Here is a 16,564-nt window from a genome sequence, read left to right as displayed (position 1 = left end):
GCGATTGTACGATCCCAGCGTCGTTTCTTCCCAATATAGGATGTCTTTTCCGTGACAGAAGCCGTGATCGAACTTGAGAACGTGTCACTGACACTTGGTGAGGGTGCGTCCTCGGTGCATGTTCTCAAAGGCGTCAGCCTTTCGGTTGAGCGCGGTCGCTCGACGGCAATCGTGGGCCCGTCCGGTTCGGGCAAGTCCACGCTTCTGATGGTGATTGCCGGACTCGAGCGCGTGGACGACGGCGTTGTTCGGGTTGGCGGTACGCAGATCAACGGGTTGAGCGAGGATGCGATTGCCGCCTTTCGTGGGCGCTCCATAGGCATTGTTTTCCAGTCCTTCCATCTCATCCCCAACATGACGGCCCTGGAAAATGTTGCCGTGCCACTGGAATTGGCCGGCCACGCCGATCCTTTCCGCGCCGCCGAGCAGGAACTGGCAGCCGTTGGTCTCTCGCAGCGTCTGACGCACTATCCGGGAGAGCTTTCTGGCGGCGAACAGCAGCGTGTGGCGATTGCCCGTGCTCTGGCGCCGGGGCCGGCGATCCTGATCGCCGATGAACCGACCGGAAATCTCGATCAGGCGACCGGCAGGCAGATCTCCGACATGCTCTTCGCCAAGGCAAAGGAACGCGGCACCTCCTTGGTGCTCGTTACGCATGATGCAGCTCTTGCGGCGCGCTGCGAGCGTCAGGTGGCGATGCGGTCCGGCCGCATAGAGCAGGACGCTGCATTGGAGAAGGCCGCAATGGCATGAGTGTGGGTGTCAAGAGTTCAACCGGGATGAGTTTGGGTCGCATGCTCCGATTGGCATTCCGTTTCTCTCTGCGTGAGATGCGGGGCGGCCTTTCCGGCTTCTTCATTTTTCTGGCCTGCATTGCGCTGGGCGTGGGCGCTATTGGCGGCGTCAACTCAGTCGCCACCGCCATTACCGGAGCGGTGGAAGCGGAAGGCCAATCGCTGCTGGCCGCCGATTTGCGTTTTGAGTTGAATCAACGCCGCGCGAACGAAGCGGAGCAGGTCTTTCTGTCGGAACTGGGCGATGTTTCGGAGAGCGCAAACATGCGCTCCATGGCCCGCCTTGCGGACGGCTCCGACCAGACATTGGTTGAGGTCAAGGCAGTCGACGCGCTCTATCCGCTCTATGGGGAGCGGGTTACGGAGCCGCAGCTTTCCCATGATGCACTGTTTGAGAAAGTCGATGGTGCTCATGGTGCGGCAGCACCGAATCTGCTCTTTGAACGACTGGGAGTTGGCATTGGTGATCGGATCATGCTTGGTGGGGAGACAATCGAGCTGCGCGCCGTGCTTGTCAGCGAGCCGGATGCCGTTTCCGCCGGGTTCGGCTTTGCACCCAGGCTGATGATTTCGCTGGAGGCGCTGCAGGCGACCGGGCTCATACAGCCAGGCAGCCTTGTCGAGCACGTCTACAAGGTGCGGATGAGTGGCGATGCGGGCAATCTTGAAGCTGTGCAGGCGCGCGCTGCGTCCGAGTTTCCGGAGGCCGGATGGAGCCTCCGCACCCGCAACAATGCAGCACCTTCTCTTTCACGCAATATCGAGCGATTTTCGCAGTTTCTGACATTGGTGGGGCTGACGGCCCTTGTGGTGGGCGGCGTTGGTGTAGCCAATGCGGTGCGCGCCTATCTCGACAGCAAGCGCGCCGTGATTGCGACCTTCAAGAGCCTTGGTGCTTCTGGAGGGTTCGTGTTCACCGTCTACCTCGTGCAGATTCTGATGATTGCCGGGATCGGCATTCTTGCCGGCCTCGTGATCGGCGCCCTGATGCCGTTTGGCGCATCGGCCGTACTGGCAAGTGTCCTGCCGGTTCCCGCGACAGGCGGCATCTATCCGGCAGCGCTTCTGGTGGCCGCATTGTTTGGCGTGATGATCACGCTCGTGTTCGCGTTGATCCCTCTCGGCCGCGCAAGGGATGTGCCGGCGACAGCGCTTTTCCGGGAAATGGGTGTCGACGGACGCGGGTGGCCGCGCGCGATCTACATCGCGCTTTCGGTTGCCATCGCCGCCGGCCTTGCCGGTTTCGCCATCTGGTTTTCCGACGATCGACGCATGGCTGCAATTTTTGTCGGCGCCACCGTGTTCGCGTTCATAGTGCTCAGGGTTGTTGCTCTTGGCATCGAGTGGCTGGCCCGCCGCAGCCCGCGCGTTGCGTCCACGCCGCTGCGCCTGGCGCTAGGCAATATTCATCGTCCCGGTGCTTTGACACCTTCGGTGGTGCTGTCATTGGGGCTTGGCCTCACGCTGCTCGCAACGCTCGCTCTCATCGACGGGAACCTGCGTCGCCAGATCACGGGCAATCTGCCGGAGGTCGCGCCGAATTTCTTCTTTGTGGACATCCAGAGTGGGGAGGTGGAGGCCTTCGCTGATCTGGTGAATCGCGAAGCACCCGGCGGCAAGCTGATACAGGTGCCAATGCTGCGCGGGCGCATCACTGCGCTCAATGACGTGAATGTACGCGACATGGAAATCCCGCCTGAGGGCGGCTGGGTTCTGCGTGGCGACCGGGGCATCACTTATGCGCGCAATGCACCTGAAAACGCGACGCTGACGCAGGGTGAGTGGTGGGATGCGCATTATGAAGGAGAACCGCTCGTTTCGTTCGCCGCGGAAGAGGGCGGAGAACTTGGCCTGAAAATAGGCGACACGATCACTGTCAATGTGCTCGGGCGCGAGGTTACGGCCAGAATTGCGAATTTCCGCGCCGTGGAATGGGAATCGCTCGCCATCAACTTCGTGATGGTGTTTTCGCCCAACACTTTTGCCGGCGCACCGCATGCCTGGCTGGCGACATTGACTGATGCGGATGCCACACAGGCCGACGAATCGCAGATTCTGAACGCTGTCACGCGTAGCTTCCCGACAGTGACCACTGTTCGCGTGAAGGATGCACTCGATGTGGTGAATCGGCTTGTCGAACAATTGGCCACCGCCATTCGCGCGGCAGCCGCCGTTGCGCTGATTGCCTCGGTTCTGGTTCTTTCCGGGGCGCTGGCAGCCGGCAATCGGGCGCGTGTCCACGATGCGGTGGTTCTGAAGACGCTCGGCGCCACGCGTCGCACGTTGATCGCTGCCTTTTCGCTCGAATACCTGCTGATCGGGCTGGCCACGGCCAGTTTTGCATTGCTGGCCGGCGGCATTGCCGCCTGGTTTGTCGTGTCGCAGGTGATGGGTCTGCCGTCGGCGTTTCTGCCAAAGGTCGCGCTGACAACCGTGGTGGTGGCCCTGATCATGACCGTCGGCTTCGGGTTGGTCGGGACCTGGCGGGTCTTGGGGCATAAGGCAGCGCCGGTTCTGCGCAACCTGTGAAGCGTCAAAAAGCATTAACCCTGGGTTCGGAGAGGTGCGATTTTGGCCGCGAACTGTTGCCGCAGAGGCATTTCCGGCGGTGAGAGGTCTTGTCCTGAACACAAACTGACATCATATTTGATGTACGCATGCTGGTATCCCGCCAGCGGCGCACGGTCTTTTGGCCGTCACCGGACGGGATTAAAGCCAGAAAGGGGTAATTATGGCTGACCTTCGCAACTATCAGGCCCGCGCAACGCACGGCGTGCGCGCGGACGCGGCCATCGACGAGGGCCTGCGCGCCTACATGATTCGCGTCTACAACCTTATGGCGCTCGGCTTGGCTATTACCGGCCTTGCAGCCTTTGGTGCATTCAATCTCGCCATCGCAGATGGCCAGCTGACCGCGTTTGGCCAGCTCATCTATGCCAGCGCTTTCCGCTGGGTTGTCATTCTCGCGCCGCTGGCGCTGGTGTTCTTCCTGAGCTTCCGCATTCAGAGCATGAGTGTCGCTGCTGCACAGACCACGTTCTGGGTCTACTCAGGCCTGGTTGGCCTCTCCCTGTCGACGATCTTCCTTGTTTACACGGGCGAGAGCATCGTTCGCACCTTCTTCATCACCGCCGCTTCGTTCGGCGCGCTGTCGCTCTGGGGCTACACGACCAAACGTGACCTTTCGGGCATGGGGTCGTTCCTGTTCATGGGGCTGATCGGCATTATCATTGCCTCGATCGTGAACATCTTCCTTGGCTCTTCGGCGCTGCAGTTCGCCATTTCGGTGATCGGTGTGTTGGTGTTTGCTGGGCTCACGGCCTACGACACGCAGCAGATCAAGGAGATGTATTACGAGGGTGACGATGCCACCGTGTCCGGCCGCAAGGCGATCATGGGTGCGCTGCGTCTCTATCTCGACTTCATCAACCTGTTCATGTTCCTGCTGCAGTTCCTCGGCAATCGCGAGTAGGGCGAGCGGAATCAGAAAACATGTTATTGAGAGGGCGGCTTTCGAGCCGCCCTTTTCATTGCATCGACCAACCTGACCGGGTTTTCATGACAGCCACCATCCGCCCCGCCGATCCGGAAGACATTCCCGCGATCACCCGCATCTATGCCCATGCAGTGACCGAAGGTGCGGCGAGCTATGAGCTCGAACCGCCAAGCGAGGCAGGAATGCTTGAACGCATGGAAGCACTTGTTTGCAATGGTTATCCCTATATCGTTGCCGAGGAACAGAACAACATTCTCGGCTACGCCTATGCGGGACCATTTCGCGCGCGGCGGGCTTATCGATTCATGGTCGAGGATTCTGTTTATCTGGCACCGGATGCGCAGGGGCGCGGGATCGGAAGGCTTCTGCTTCGGGCGCTGGTGGAAGCGTGTGAGCGGTGTGGATTTCGACAGCTCGTGGCCGTTATCGGGGATGGTTCAGAGCAAAGCGCTTCAGTGAAACTGCACCGAGCCGCAGGTTTTCGTGATGCCGGCATTCTTCGTGGCAGCGGCTTCAAGCATGGTCGCTGGCTCGACACAGTGTTTATGCAACTGGCCTTGAACGAGGGGGACGCGGCTGACCCCGACCCAAATTCTGTCCCCGAACGCTTGTTTCGTGGCGAGAGCTTCCGCTAAATCTGCCTACGGAACGAGTTTCAGTTTTTTGTCGAATACCGCTAGTACGCGTGCCAACTCGTGGCCACGTTTCAGGATCGCTCCGGTCGCGGCGATGACGCTGTAGGCTCCCTGTTTTCGTGTCAGCTTGGGGTCCTTGACGATCTGAAACAGTGGAACTTCGCTGGTCCGCCTGAAAACGGAGAAGACTGCTCGGTCCCTTAGATGATCGATGGCATAGTCCCGCCATTCGCCCGCAGCAACCATGCGACCATAAATACGCAGAATCTGATCCAGTTCGCGCCGCTCGAAGGTTACGGGAAGGTCCGAACGTACCCTGCGTGCCTCGTGCAGCGGGATCAGTATGCCGGATCCATCCCTATCCTCCCCGGGGCTGCCGTAATCGGTCATTGGCTGTCCTCATGACGATCTTATGACGAGGGAAGGTTCGCCTGCCATAGGAGGAATTGCAAGCCCGCATTGCCGCAACCCGTTCTTGGTCGCTGCCAGGAGGAGCCGCAGCTATGCCTCATCCTTCTTGATGTTGTGGGGATCAGAGTGATTACATCCATCCACATCTTTTGCCGACGTATGTATTCGAGCTCTGCAAGTCGCATCACTTAGCCGGTAGTCACAAATCGGGACCGCTTGTCGGAATTGGTGATGACGTGCCTTTTTCTTGCCGCATTTTTTTCAAGCTCACGCCCCATTGTCCCGCAACGATCCGGACGTTGCCTGAGACGGTTCGGTCCGGACACGGATCCCGAAAACCCCAAGCCCCCCCGCCCTCGGGGTCTTGACCGGATCGAACCAACTCTCGGACGCCCGAGTAAGGCAACGGTCCCAAAAGAATACAACCGGTGCTGAATGAGTCGGCACCGGTTTTTCTTTTGGGACCAGCCTTTTAAAAATGAAAACCGAGATGGATCCTACGGGGAAATCTGAACTGGATCCTATGGGTCGAGCGCAATGGCGCCGAGTATGGCACCAGGCAAACCGCTGTCATCGACGCTCTGAAGCAACAAGGCGCAGCCATTGCCCTCCTGGATGAGCTCCGATCTGGGCATTTCGAATTTCTTCGCAGTGCCGTCCCACATGCCGATGGTCTGAATCCGGTTGACCGCATTTCGATAGTGGATTGTACGGCCGCGGTTCTCGCCACCGCGAATTTCCACATTGCTTTGCGGGATGTAGTCCACAAAGACCAGATGCGCGCTGATGTCTTGACCATCAAGGCCTTCGGGCAGCGAGCCAACGCTTACGATGATGCTGTCACCCCTGTCTTCCAGAGATAGCTCCACCTGTAGTCCGGCGGCGGTCCCCGCCAACGCCTCAAGTGTCGACACGACCTTGGCGCGGTTGGCGCCGTTCATATCACGGCGACCGTTGATGATCGCCTGAGGGGTGTAAACCGAACTCTTCTGTAGGGCCCCGGCATACTTTCTTTGCCGTTCGGAATTGGCGGGGCGTGCAAGTGCGTCACGCCAGCCCAGGTAATCCCAGTAGTCGATATGATAGGCAAGGGCTATGACGTCCTTGCGGGAAGCGAGCTCATCGAAAATCGCATCGGCTGGAGGGCAGGAGTTGCACCCCTGGCTCGTAAATAGCTCTACAACGCCGATCGGGCGACCAGTGTTCTCTGCCTCCGCAGGGCCCATCGGGGCAAGTAAGCCTAATGCCGAGGCCAGGATAAGGCCCGGTGTCCAGAGCCGGAACATGCGCTCTCCGTTCGGAAATTGAAGCGATCATTGCTTTGTTTCAGAACTATATGAGCCAGTGCACCTCAACAAGAAGTCACGTTCCGGTGAGCCTATTGGCCAAGCGTCTGCGGCTAAAAAAAGCCGCCGGCGTTTCCGCCGGCGGTCTGGTTCATGCGTTGGCGTGGCTCAGTCAGGCGGCCAGATCGCGCAGCACGTATTGCAGGATGCCGCCATTCTTGAAGTATTCAAGCTCATCCAGCGTATCGATGCGGCACAGAAGTGGAACCTCTTTCACCGCACCATCGGCAAAAGTGATCTTCGCGTTCACTGTGGCGCGGGGCTTGATGGTCTCGAGCCCGTCGATGGTGACGGTCTCATCGCCCTTCAGGCCTAGGCTTGCCCAGCTCGTTCCTTCGTCGGCAAAGACAAACGGGATGACACCCATACCAACCAGGTTTGAGCGGTGGATACGCTCGTAGCTTTCCGAGATGACGGCGCGGACGCCCAGAAGATTGGTGCCTTTTGCAGCCCAGTCGCGCGAGGAGCCATTGCCGTATTCGCCGCCGGCGAACACCACGAGCGGCACGCCTTCCTTGCGGTATTCCATGGCCGCGTCGTAGATCGACATCTCTTCCTTGGAAGGATAGTGGATCGTGTAGCCGCCTTCGGTGCCGTTTTCGCCCAGCATGTGGTTGCGGATGCGGATGTTGGCGAAGGTGCCGCGCATCATCACCTCATGGTTGCCGCGACGCGTGCCGTACTGGTTGAAGTCGGCAACGCCCACGCCATTGTCCATCAGGTATTTGCCGGCTGGCGACTGTGCCTTGATGGAGCCGGCCGGCGAAATGTGATCGGTGGTGATCTTGTCGCCGAACAGGCCGAGGATGCGCGCACCCTTGATGTCGCTCACATTGCCGGTCGTCTTCTTCATGCCGACAAAGTAGGGCGGGTTCTGCACATAGGTCGACTTGTCGTCCCATGCATAGGTCTCGCCTTCCGGCACCTGCACGGCCTGCCAGTTCTCGTCACCCTTGAAGACCTCTGCATACTTCTTTTCGAAGAGATCGCGGGTAACGTTCTTCTGGATGAACTCCTGGATCTCCTGGTTGGAGGGCCAGATGTCCTTCAGATAGACGTCGTTGCCGTCCTTGTCCTGACCAATCGGTTCCTTGGTCAGGTCCTTGGTCACCGAACCGGCGAGCGCGTAGGCGACAACCAGCGGCGGAGAGGCAAGGTAGTTGGCCTGCACATCCGGCGAGATACGGCCTTCGAAGTTGCGGTTCCCGGAGAGAACGCCGGCAGCGATCAGGCCCTTGTCGTTGATGGTCTTGGAGACTGGTGCCGGAAGCGGGCCGGAGTTGCCGATGCAGGTCGTGCAGCCAAAGCCGACGAGGTTGAAGCCGATCTGGTCGAGCTCCTTCTGGAGGCCGGAATTCTCAAGATATTCCGCAACCACCTGGGAACCGGGTGCGAGCGACGTCTTCACCCATGGCTTCTGCTTGAGGCCGAGACGGTTGGCGTTGCGGGCCAGCAGGCCCGCGCCGATGAGCACGCTTGGGTTCGAGGTGTTGGTGCAGGAGGTTATGGCGGCAATCGCCACGTCACCATGGCCGAGATCGTAATCCTCGCCCTCAACCTGCCAGCGCTGTTCCAGCGTGGACGGATCCTTCTTGTATTCCTTCTCGAGCGATTCGGCGAAGCCGGCTGCGATGTTGTCGAGCGGAATGCGGCCTTCCGGACGTTTCGGGCCGGCCATGGAGGGAACCACGTCGCCGAGGTCGAGTTCGAGCGTGTCGGTGAAAACCGGATGCTCGGTCCCCGTCTCGCGGAACATGCCCTGCGCCTTGCAATAGGCTTCCACCAGCGCGATGCGGTCCTTGGAGCGGCCGGAGACGTTGAGATAATTCAGTGTTTCCGAATCGACCGGGAAGAAGCCGCAGGTCGCGCCGTATTCCGGACCCATATTGCCGATCGTGGCAGCGTCCGCGAGCGTCAGATGGTCGAGACCTTCGCCGAAGAACTCGACGAACTTGCCGACAACGCCCTTCTTGCGCAGCATCTGTACGACGGTGAGCACCAGGTCGGTGGCCGTCACGCCTTCTTTCAGCTTGCCGGTGAGCTTGAAACCGATGACTTCCGGCAGGAGCATGGAGATCGGCTGGCCGAGCATTGCCGCTTCGGCCTCGATGCCGCCAACGCCCCAGCCCAGAACGCCAAGACCATTGATCATGGTCGTGTGCGAATCGGTGCCGACGCAGGTGTCCGGATAGGCGATCGTCTTGCCGTCCTCATCCTTCGTCCAGACGGCCTGACCGAGATATTCGAGGTTCACCTGGTGGCAGATGCCGGTGCCGGGGGGAACGACGCGGAAGTTCTTAAACGCTTTCTGGCCCCATTTCAGGAAGCGGTAACGCTCGCCATTGCGCTGGTACTCCAGCTCGACATTGCGCGCGAAGGCTTTCGGGGTGCCGAATTCATCGACGATGACCGAGTGATCGATCACGAGGTCAACCGGAACAAGTGGGTTGATCTTTTGCGGGTCGCCGCCGAGCGACACCATGGCATCGCGCATGGCTGCCAGATCCACCACGGCGGGAACACCGGTGAAGTCCTGCATCAGCACGCGGGCCGGGCGATAGGCGATTTCGTGGCCGGCCGTGCCGCGGTCATCGAGCCACGCGGCCACCGCTTCGATATCGGACTTGGTGACCGAGCGTCCGTCTTCGTTGCGCAGCAGGTTTTCGAGCAGCACCTTCATGGAGAAGGGCAGGCGAGAAATGCCTTCAAGACCGTTCTTCTCGGCCTCCTTGAGGTCGAAATAAACATAGTCCGCATCCCCTACCTGAAGGGTGCGACGGCAATTGAAACTATCAAGTGATTTGGTCACGGGCGATCCTATCCTGTTCTGCTATCCGAAACGGGAACGGACTCCTCGTGGCATCACGCGCAAAAGGTGCGGGTACGGTCATTTCCGCTGTCCGCCCCCAGCGTCCCGGCCGTTCAAGGCGGCGCGCGCGCGGGTATCGGCACAAAGAGTTACACGCCGACCGCTGGCGTGGTTGAGGCGGATATAGAGAATTTTGTAGAAGAGTTCTAGAGTGAGAAACGGCAAATCTGCCATGTCGTGAAAAATTCAGGACCATATCCTTGACGAAGGACGACCACATGATGCGGCTTGCTGCCGACGGGCTTGGCGGTGAGCGCGGCGGCGAGACCGTGTTCTCGGGCATTTCCTTCATGCTGGGTGAAGGTGAGGCGCTTACGGTGACCGGTCCGAATGGCATCGGGAAGTCGACGCTATTGCGCGTTATCTGTGGCCTTTTACCGGCTTCGCAGGGCACGGTTGGGTTCTCCGGTGGCGGCGAAGCTTTTCCTGATGTCGCTTCCGCCTGCCACTATCTCGGTCATCGGAACGCGATGAAGGCCGAACTCGGCGTCGAAGAAAACTTGCGGTTCTGGCAGGACTTTTTGGGGGAGCCCCATTTGCCTCCTTTTGAGGCGCTGGAGATGGTGGGGCTCGGCGATATCGGCCATTTGCCGTTCGGCTATTTGTCCACGGGGCAAAGACGGCGTGCTTCCATCGCTCGGCTTCTGGTGAGTTATCGGCCCATCTGGCTGCTTGACGAGCCTACCTCGGGTCTCGACAAGGCATCGGAAGCGCAGTTCGCCGACCTGATGGCCGTACACCTCGAAGACGGCGGAATGATCGTGGCTGCCACGCATCTGCCGCTTGGCCTGAAGGGTGCGCGGGAGTTGAGAATGGGGAAGGCTGCGGATTGACCATGAACCAAGACGCGGGGCACCTCTCAAAGACACCAATCCGGCAGGCACCATGCTAGCGCTGTTTCGACGCGAGTTGCAGATCGGTGTGCGCACCGGAAACGGAGCGCTGACCGGCGTTCTCTTCTTTCTTGCCGTTGTCGCGGTCATTCCCTTTGGCGTCGGGCCGGATCTGAACCTCCTTGCACGCATCGGCCCGGCGATCCTCTGGATCGGCGCGTTGCTTGCCGGCCTTCTCGGGCTTGAGCGTCTGTTCCAGGCTGATCGTGAGGACGGTTCTCTGGACCTGTTGCTCCTGGCCGACAGCCGGCACATGACGGCGGTGACCGTGTTCGTGAAATGCTGCGCGCACTGGACCGTCAATGTTTTGCCGCTGGTGGTGGTGACGCCCTTGCTCGGCCTTTTCATGAATGTCGAGCCGCTTGGCATTCTCGCGGCCACCGCGACGCTGGCTGTCGGCACTCCCGCCATCACCTTCATCGGCGCAGTTGGCGCGGCTCTTGCCGTCGCGCTGCCGCGTGGCGGGCTTCTGGTCTCGGTGCTGGTCCTGCCGCTCACCATTCCGGTGCTTATTTTCGGGGTGGCGGCGGCGCGTGGAGCGGTTGCAAATCCGGGTCCATTTTTGCCGCCTTTCCTCATTCTTGCCGCGCTGATGTTGTTCTTTGCCGTCATCGGGCCGCTGGCCGCTTCGCTGGCACTGCGCTGGGGTGGCGACTGATGTGCGGCAATCGACGTGATTGCGGAAGGGAAGTCGCAGCGCTATGGGTTCATCATGACAAATGCCACGCCGCAAGCCTCAACACTCTCCGGTCGCCTGACGGCGCTCGCCAATCCCACGCGTTTTCTCGCGTTGGCAGATACACTCGTTCCATGGCTCGGCGGCCTCTCGCTGGCCGTTCTCGCTGCCGGCTTCTACATGGCGTTTTCCGCGCCGGAGGACTATCAGCAGGGCATCACGGTGCGGATCATGTATATCCATGTGCCGTTCGCCTGGCTCGCCATGCTCTGCTATTCGCTGATGGCCATTTCCGCGCTTGGAACACTGGTTTGGAAGCACCCTCTCGCAGATGTGGCGCTGAAAGCTGCCGCGCCCATCGGTGCTGCCTTCACGGCGCTGGCGCTTTTCACCGGGTCCGTCTGGGGCAAGCCGATGTGGGGCACGTGGTGGGTCTGGGATGCGCGGTTGACCTCCGTCTTCATCCTGTTCCTGATGTATCTCGGCATCATTGCCCTGACGCGGGCCATGGACGATCCGGGCCGCTCAGCGCGGGCTGCGGCGATCCTCACACTTGTCGGCTTCATCAACATCCCGATCATCAAGTTCTCGGTGGACTGGTGGAACACATTGCATCAGCCGGCATCGGTTTTCCGCCTTGATGGCCCCACGATCCATGCCTCTCTGCTCTGGCCACTGCTTATCTGCGCGCTGGGCTTCACGCTGCTTTTTGTCACGCTGCATCTGATGGCGATGCGCGCGGATATCTGGCGCCGCCGTGTGGTTGCCATGCGCCGGCTTTCGGCGCGGGCGGCAGAAAGGGCGGCCCGATGACCCATGCAGCCTATGTCTTTGCCGCTTACGGAATCTCAGCATTGGTGATCGCGGGCCTCGGCCTTTGGATCCTGATCGATCAAGCTGGCCGCAAACGCGAGATCAAGGAGCTGGAAGAGCGCGGTATTCGCCGGCGTTCGGATCGAAAGGCTCAGAAGAAATGAGCCGAACGAGCGAACAGCCGGCCCGCTCGCGGCTCATTCTGGTTCTTTTGCCACTTTTGCTTTTTATGGCGCTGTCGGCCGTCTTCCTGATGCAGTTGATGTCCGGTAAGGACACGTCCCTGGTGCCTTCAGCCTTGATAGGTCGCACTGCACCGCAAACCAATCTGCCGCCGATTGAGGGAATGGACCTGCCCGGACTTTCGTCGGAGGGATTCGATGGACAGGTGACACTGGTCAATGTCTGGGGATCCTGGTGTGTACCCTGCCGTCAGGAGCATCCGCTTCTCATGCAGCTCGCCATGGACGAACGCGTCAGCGTTGTGGGCCTCAACTACAAGGACAAACCGGAAAACGCTCGGCGTTTTCTGGTTGATCTCGGCAACCCGTATGATGCCATCGGTGTGGATCAGAATGGCCGCGCGGCGATCGACTGGGGTGTTTATGGGGTTCCCGAAACCTTTCTCGTCGGGCCTGATGGTACGATCCGCTACAAGCATGTCGGGCCGTTTACGCCCGAGAGCATTCGCAACGATCTGATGCCCGAGATCGAAAAGGCGCTGGCGGATCGCCCGACGGGCTGACAGATCACGCAATTTCCTTCTGGCCCAGATGAAATGCTGCGCTGCAGCAAAGGCGTCGTGAAACGCATGCTAGGGTTTTCCTCCCAACGAACAGGAGGGATGCATGACGACCCGTATCAGTGCTCATTTTGAGAAGCAGGCGCAGGCTTGTGACTGCATGGGTTCTCCCTTTACGGCGCAGTTATGCCGCCTCCTGTCCGGAACTCTGGATCGCGAGACTGACACCGGCGCGCGTGTGCTCGGCTGGCCGGGCGAGCCCGGTGAGGATGCGCTGGCGCTGCGTTTGTGTGGCGGGCTCCATGCGCTTGTGCTTGCCGGGGCGGATGCCCCGCTTGCGGGTGTCTATCCACCAAACGCGGCTTCGCCCGAGGCGCTTCAAGAGGCGGTGAGTGCGGCCATCGCGCACCATGATGAGCGTCTTTGTGCCAATCTGGACAGCGCACCACAGACAAATGAGATCGGTCGTTCGGCGATGCTTATGCCGGGTTTCCTCACAATCGCCCGGGAAACCGGCCTGCCGCTCGACCTGTTTGAGATCGGCTCGAGTGCAGGGCTCAACCTACTGTTTGACCGCTTTCACTACCGCTATGGCGACGGTGTATGGGGCAAAGCCGCTTCTCCCGTGAGCCTGGCGCCCGAGATGCGCGGGTCACCACCGGACCTGTCGGGGGTGCTGGATGTCACTACGCGCCGCGGCAGCGATATTGCGCCCATTGATGTCTCGAGGGATGACCAGAGGTTGCGATTGACCTCCTATGTGTGGGCCGATCAGGAGGCCCGGCTTTCCCGCTTGCGCGCGGCCATCGAGTTGGCAAACGAGACGCCTTTCGCTCTTGAGAAAGCGGACGCAGCCGATTTCGTCGATGCCTTGCTTGTCGCCCGCCGGCCCGATCGGGTCACGGTTCTTTTTCACTCGATCATGTGGCAATACCTTCGCCAGGAAACGCGGGCCCGTATAGAGACCGCGCTTGAGACGGCTGGCCGGGCAGGCGGTGCACCCATCGCCTGGCTGCGCATGGAACCCTCGGATACGAAAGAACCATTCGCGCTGGTTTCGCTCACACTGTGGCCCACCGGAAAGCGCCGCGATCTTGCGCGCTGCGATTTTCATGGCCGCTGGATCGAGTGGTTGCTCTAGATCGCCATGCGTCCATCCGGACGCACAAAGGACGATCCAGACTATTCGTGGAGCATCGGAATACTCCGAAATCCGGTTCCCACCTTTCCTGGAATTTCTCTAGCGCGTTGCGATGGCCGCCGCCGCGCCGGCCATCATCGAGGCGCTGGTGCGGTTTGCATTGCGCATGGCGCGCGGGCTTTTGAGCAGCATGCGTGCCTGCGTGGCGGCAAGCACCCACACGGCATCCACCGCGACGAGAACCAACACCATAGTAAGTGTCAGCTCCGCCCAGCCGATCAATGTCACGGAAGCGACATCGATGATGGTGGGCAGAAGCGCCAGATAAAACATCATGATTTTTGGATTGCCGAGGGTCACGGCCATGCCGGTGAAGAAGAGACGCAGGCGCGAGCCGGCACTGGGCAGGGCTTCGCCACCCGTTTCCACGGGCGCAGTCCACATCTTCCATGCGAGATAGAGCAGGTAGGCGACGCCTGCATATTTGATCACCACGAAAGCCATGTGGAAGGTTTCCGCCACGAAAGCGAGGCCGAAAATGGCCGAGGAAAGCCAGATGGCCTCGCCGATCCACATGGCGGCCAGAAATGGCAGCACATCGCGCCACCCGCGCGTGATGACGCGGGCGACCAGCGCCGCGATGCTGGGGCCGGGGGAGCCGGCGGCGACAAGCAACGCGCCAGCGAAGATGACAAGGGCGGAAATATCCATTGGGGAACTCCTCCACGAAAGAGGGGAAGATTAGGGCGGCCTGTTCGGAAACTGTCAACCGGGATGGTGGGAATGCCTGGGAACAACGTCGGCGCGTTCAGGGCATTCCGGTATCAGAAGCCCCCTAGGGGCAGGGGCGAAGCCTTCGCAGAAATTATGAGCCCGCAAAACAGTTGCGGGCTCATATTGCAGTCGACCTTAAGCCGCGCCGGCGCGGCTTTTCTCGAAACGCTTGCGCTCGTGCGGGTCGAGATAGAGCTTCCGCAGGCGGATGGACTTCGGCGTCACCTCCACCAGTTCGTCATCCTGGATCCACGAAAGGGCACGCTCCAGCGTCATGCGGATCGGCGGGGTAAGCTTCACCGCTTCATCTTTGCCGGATGCGCGAACGTTGGTGAGCTTCTTGCCCTTCAGAACGTTCACTTCCAGATCGTTGTCGCGGGAGTGAATGCCGATGATCATGCCGTGATAAACCTTCACGCCGGCATCGATCACCATAGGACCGCGATCTTCCAGGTTGAACAGCGCGTACGCTGCCGCTTCGCCGTCATCGTTGGAGATCAGGACGCCGTTCACGCGGCCGCCGATCTCGCCCTTATAGGGCTGATAATCGTGGAACAGCCGGTTCATGATGGCCGTGCCGCGCGTGTCGGTCAAAAGCTCCGACTGATAGCCGATGAGGCCGCGCGTGGGCGCGTGGAAGACGAGGCGCTGGCGGTCGCCGCCGGAGGGGCGCAGTTCGATCATCTCGGCCTTGCGCTCCGACATCTTCTGTACGACGACGCCGGAATGCTCCTCGTCCACGTCGATCACCACTTCCTCGATGGGCTCGAGAAGCTGGCCGCTCTCGTCTTTCTGCATCACCACGCGGGGGCGGGAGACGGCGAGCTCAAAGCCTTCACGGCGCATGGTTTCGATGAGAACTGCAAGCTGAAGTTCGCCGCGGCCTGAGACGTAGAAGGAGTCCTTGTCGTCGGCTTCCTCGATCTTCAGCGCCACATTGCCTTCGGCCTCTTTCAGGAGACGGTCGCGGATCACGCGGCTCGTCACCTTGTCGCCCTCAGTGCCGGCCAGCGGTGAATCGTTGACGATGAAGCTCATGGTCACGGTCGGCGGATCAATCGGCTGGGCTTCCATCGGCTGGTTGACCGAGGGATCGCAGAACGTGTCGGCGACGGTGCCCTTGGAGAGGCCGGCAATGGCGACAATGTCGCCTGCATGGGCTTCCTCGATGGGCTGACGCTCAAGGCCCCGGAAGGCGAGAATCTTGGAGATGCGTCCGTTTTCGAGAAGCGTGCCGTCGTGATGGAGCACCTTCACGGCCTGGTTCGGCTTGATGGAGCCCGCAGCGATACGACCGGTGATGATGCGGCCGAGGAACGGGTTGGCTTCCAGAATGGTACCGATCATGCGGAACGGACCGGGCTCTGTGGTCGGCTCGGGCACATGTTTGAGCACCAGGTCGAAGAGCGGGGCTAGACCCTGATCCTTGGGGCCTTCCGGCTCGTAGTTCATCCAGCCGTCGCGGCCTGAACCGTAGAGGATCGGGAAGTCGAGCTGCTCGTCCGTCGCGTCGAGCGCGGCGAACAGGTCAAACACCTCGTTGATCACCTCATCGGCGCGGGCGTCCGGTCGGTCGATTTTGTTGATGGCGACGATCGGCTTGAGACCGACCTTCAGCGCCTTGCCGACCACGAACTTGGTCTGGGGCATCGGGCCTTCGGCTGCGTCCACCAGAAGCACGGCGCCATCCACCATGGAGAGGATACGCTCCACCTCGCCGCCGAAATCGGCGTGGCCGGGTGTGTCGACGATGTTGATGCGGGTATCCTTCCATTCCACCGAGGTGGCTTTGGCGAGAATGGTGATGCCGCGTTCTTTTTCGAGATCGTTGGAATCCATGGCCCGTTCTGCGACACGCTGGTTGTCGCGGAAGGCGCCGGACTGCTTCATAAGCTCGTCGACGAGTGTCGTTTTCCCATGGTCAACGTGGGCGATGATCGCAATGTTGCGCAGTTTCATATGTGCTCTTTGGGG

General features: G+C 60.4%; 15 protein-coding genes. 10 read left to right on the top strand and 5 right to left on the bottom strand.

Translation table 11 applies throughout. The annotated features are described in order from the left end of the window. Positions 1–51 precede the first annotated feature (51 nt). The 4 genes from KW403_RS07760 (at position 52) to KW403_RS07745 (ending at position 4,925) form a co-directional block, all read left to right on the top strand. The gene (locus KW403_RS07760; RefSeq protein ID WP_223022134.1) at positions 52–753 is read left to right on the top strand and encodes an ABC transporter ATP-binding protein; all 702 of its coding nucleotides are present in this window, start codon (positions 52–54) and stop codon (positions 751–753) included. 26 nt (positions 754–779) lie between these two features. After that, entirely contained in the window at positions 780–3,323 is a 2,544-nt protein-coding gene (locus tag KW403_RS07755; protein WP_223022133.1) for an ABC transporter permease, read from the top strand. Positions 3,324–3,525: 202 nt separating this feature from the next. Beyond that, positions 3,526–4,266 carry a Bax inhibitor-1/YccA family protein gene (locus KW403_RS07750; RefSeq protein WP_223022132.1) on the top strand — a complete coding sequence of 247 codons (741 nt, stop codon included), beginning with the start codon at positions 3,526–3,528 and terminating at the stop codon, positions 4,264–4,266. Positions 4,267–4,352: 86 nt separating this feature from the next. Further along, positions 4,353–4,925, top strand: a complete 573-nt coding sequence (locus KW403_RS07745) for a GNAT family N-acetyltransferase (RefSeq protein WP_223022131.1) — start codon at positions 4,353–4,355, stop codon at positions 4,923–4,925. Positions 4,926–4,931: 6 nt separating this feature from the next. Here KW403_RS07745 and KW403_RS07740 read toward each other — a convergent pair whose 3' ends face one another. The 3 genes from KW403_RS07740 to acnA all read right to left on the bottom strand — a co-directional run bounded on the left by KW403_RS07740 (position 4,932) and on the right by acnA (position 9,491). Then, the gene (locus KW403_RS07740) at positions 4,932–5,315 is read right to left on the bottom strand and encodes a DUF2794 domain-containing protein (RefSeq protein ID WP_223022130.1); all 384 of its coding nucleotides are present in this window, start codon (positions 5,313–5,315) and stop codon (positions 4,932–4,934) included. A 542-nt stretch (positions 5,316–5,857) separates the two neighbouring features. Beyond that, positions 5,858–6,622, bottom strand: coding sequence for a DUF1223 domain-containing protein (locus KW403_RS07735; protein WP_223022129.1), 765 nt, complete (start codon positions 6,620–6,622; stop codon positions 5,858–5,860). 172 nt (positions 6,623–6,794) lie between these two features. Next, entirely contained in the window at positions 6,795–9,491 is a 2,697-nt protein-coding gene (gene acnA / locus KW403_RS07730) for an aconitate hydratase AcnA (protein ID WP_223022128.1), read from the bottom strand. 281 nt (positions 9,492–9,772) lie between these two features. Here acnA and ccmA point away from each other — a divergent pair, with 281 nt between their 5' ends. From ccmA to KW403_RS07700, 6 genes are all read left to right on the top strand, one after another. Next, positions 9,773–10,384 (top strand): heme ABC exporter ATP-binding protein CcmA, encoded by a 612-nt coding sequence (ccmA, locus tag KW403_RS07725; RefSeq protein ID WP_223022484.1) that lies wholly within the window; start codon positions 9,773–9,775, stop codon positions 10,382–10,384. Positions 10,385–10,436: 52 nt separating this feature from the next. Next, on the top strand, positions 10,437–11,102 hold the full coding sequence (gene ccmB, locus KW403_RS07720; protein ID WP_223022127.1) for a heme exporter protein CcmB: 666 nt from the start codon (positions 10,437–10,439) through the stop codon (positions 11,100–11,102). A gap of 54 nt (positions 11,103–11,156) precedes the next feature. Next, complete coding sequence (locus tag KW403_RS07715; RefSeq protein ID WP_223022126.1) at positions 11,157–11,933, top strand: heme ABC transporter permease; 777 nt, start codon at positions 11,157–11,159, stop codon at positions 11,931–11,933. After that, complete coding sequence (gene ccmD / locus KW403_RS07710) at positions 11,930–12,097, top strand: heme exporter protein CcmD (protein WP_223022125.1); 168 nt, start codon at positions 11,930–11,932, stop codon at positions 12,095–12,097. Before KW403_RS07715 ends, ccmD begins: the two co-directional genes overlap by 4 nt. Further along, on the top strand, positions 12,094–12,678 hold the full coding sequence (locus KW403_RS07705; RefSeq protein WP_223022124.1) for a DsbE family thiol:disulfide interchange protein: 585 nt from the start codon (positions 12,094–12,096) through the stop codon (positions 12,676–12,678). Before ccmD ends, KW403_RS07705 begins: the two co-directional genes overlap by 4 nt. 103 nt (positions 12,679–12,781) lie before the next feature. Further along, positions 12,782–13,816, top strand: coding sequence for a DUF2332 domain-containing protein (locus tag KW403_RS07700; RefSeq protein ID WP_223022123.1), 1,035 nt, complete (start codon positions 12,782–12,784; stop codon positions 13,814–13,816). 99 nt (positions 13,817–13,915) lie between these two features. Here KW403_RS07700 and KW403_RS07695 read toward each other — a convergent pair whose 3' ends face one another. Together KW403_RS07695 and typA are read right to left on the bottom strand one after the other, a co-directional pair. After that, entirely contained in the window at positions 13,916–14,527 is a 612-nt protein-coding gene (locus tag KW403_RS07695) for a LysE family translocator (protein WP_223022122.1), read from the bottom strand. Between the two features lie 198 nt (positions 14,528–14,725). Continuing rightward, positions 14,726–16,549: a translational GTPase TypA gene (gene typA / locus KW403_RS07690; RefSeq protein WP_223022121.1), complete on the bottom strand. Its 1,824-nt coding sequence runs from the start codon at positions 16,547–16,549 to the stop codon at positions 14,726–14,728. Between the last annotated feature and the right edge of the window lie 15 nt (positions 16,550–16,564).

The sequence above is a fragment of the Nitratireductor kimnyeongensis genome, from assembly GCF_019891395.1.
Lineage (GTDB): Bacteria > Pseudomonadota > Alphaproteobacteria > Rhizobiales > Rhizobiaceae > Nitratireductor > Nitratireductor kimnyeongensis.
The sequence above is the reverse complement of the archived record's forward strand: the minus strand, read 5'-3'. Positions and strand labels throughout refer to the sequence as shown.

What these genes read in the sequence shown, in the direction of transcription:
- KW403_RS07755 (WP_223022133.1), top strand. Translation starts at nt 780, where the DNA reads ATGAGTTTGGGTCGCATGCTCCGATTGGCATTCCGTTTCTCTCTGCGT.
- KW403_RS07750 (WP_223022132.1), top strand. Translation starts at nt 3,526, where the DNA reads ATGGCTGACCTTCGCAACTATCAGGCCCGCGCAACGCACGGCGTGCGC.
- KW403_RS07745 (WP_223022131.1), top strand. Translation starts at nt 4,353, where the DNA reads ATGACAGCCACCATCCGCCCCGCCGATCCGGAAGACATTCCCGCGATC.
- KW403_RS07740 (WP_223022130.1), bottom strand. Translation starts at nt 5,315, where the DNA reads ATGACCGATTACGGCAGCCCCGGGGAGGATAGGGATGGATCCGGCATA.
- KW403_RS07735 (WP_223022129.1), bottom strand. Translation starts at nt 6,622, where the DNA reads ATGTTCCGGCTCTGGACACCGGGCCTTATCCTGGCCTCGGCATTAGGC.
- ccmA (WP_223022484.1), top strand. Translation starts at nt 9,773, where the DNA reads ATGCGGCTTGCTGCCGACGGGCTTGGCGGTGAGCGCGGCGGCGAGACC.
- ccmB (WP_223022127.1), top strand. Translation starts at nt 10,437, where the DNA reads ATGCTAGCGCTGTTTCGACGCGAGTTGCAGATCGGTGTGCGCACCGGA.
- KW403_RS07715 (WP_223022126.1), top strand. Translation starts at nt 11,157, where the DNA reads ATGACAAATGCCACGCCGCAAGCCTCAACACTCTCCGGTCGCCTGACG.
- ccmD (WP_223022125.1), top strand. Translation starts at nt 11,930, where the DNA reads ATGACCCATGCAGCCTATGTCTTTGCCGCTTACGGAATCTCAGCATTG.
- KW403_RS07705 (WP_223022124.1), top strand. Translation starts at nt 12,094, where the DNA reads ATGAGCCGAACGAGCGAACAGCCGGCCCGCTCGCGGCTCATTCTGGTT.
- KW403_RS07700 (WP_223022123.1), top strand. Translation starts at nt 12,782, where the DNA reads ATGACGACCCGTATCAGTGCTCATTTTGAGAAGCAGGCGCAGGCTTGT.
- KW403_RS07695 (WP_223022122.1), bottom strand. Translation starts at nt 14,527, where the DNA reads ATGGATATTTCCGCCCTTGTCATCTTCGCTGGCGCGTTGCTTGTCGCC.
- typA (WP_223022121.1), bottom strand. Translation starts at nt 16,549, where the DNA reads ATGAAACTGCGCAACATTGCGATCATCGCCCACGTTGACCATGGGAAA.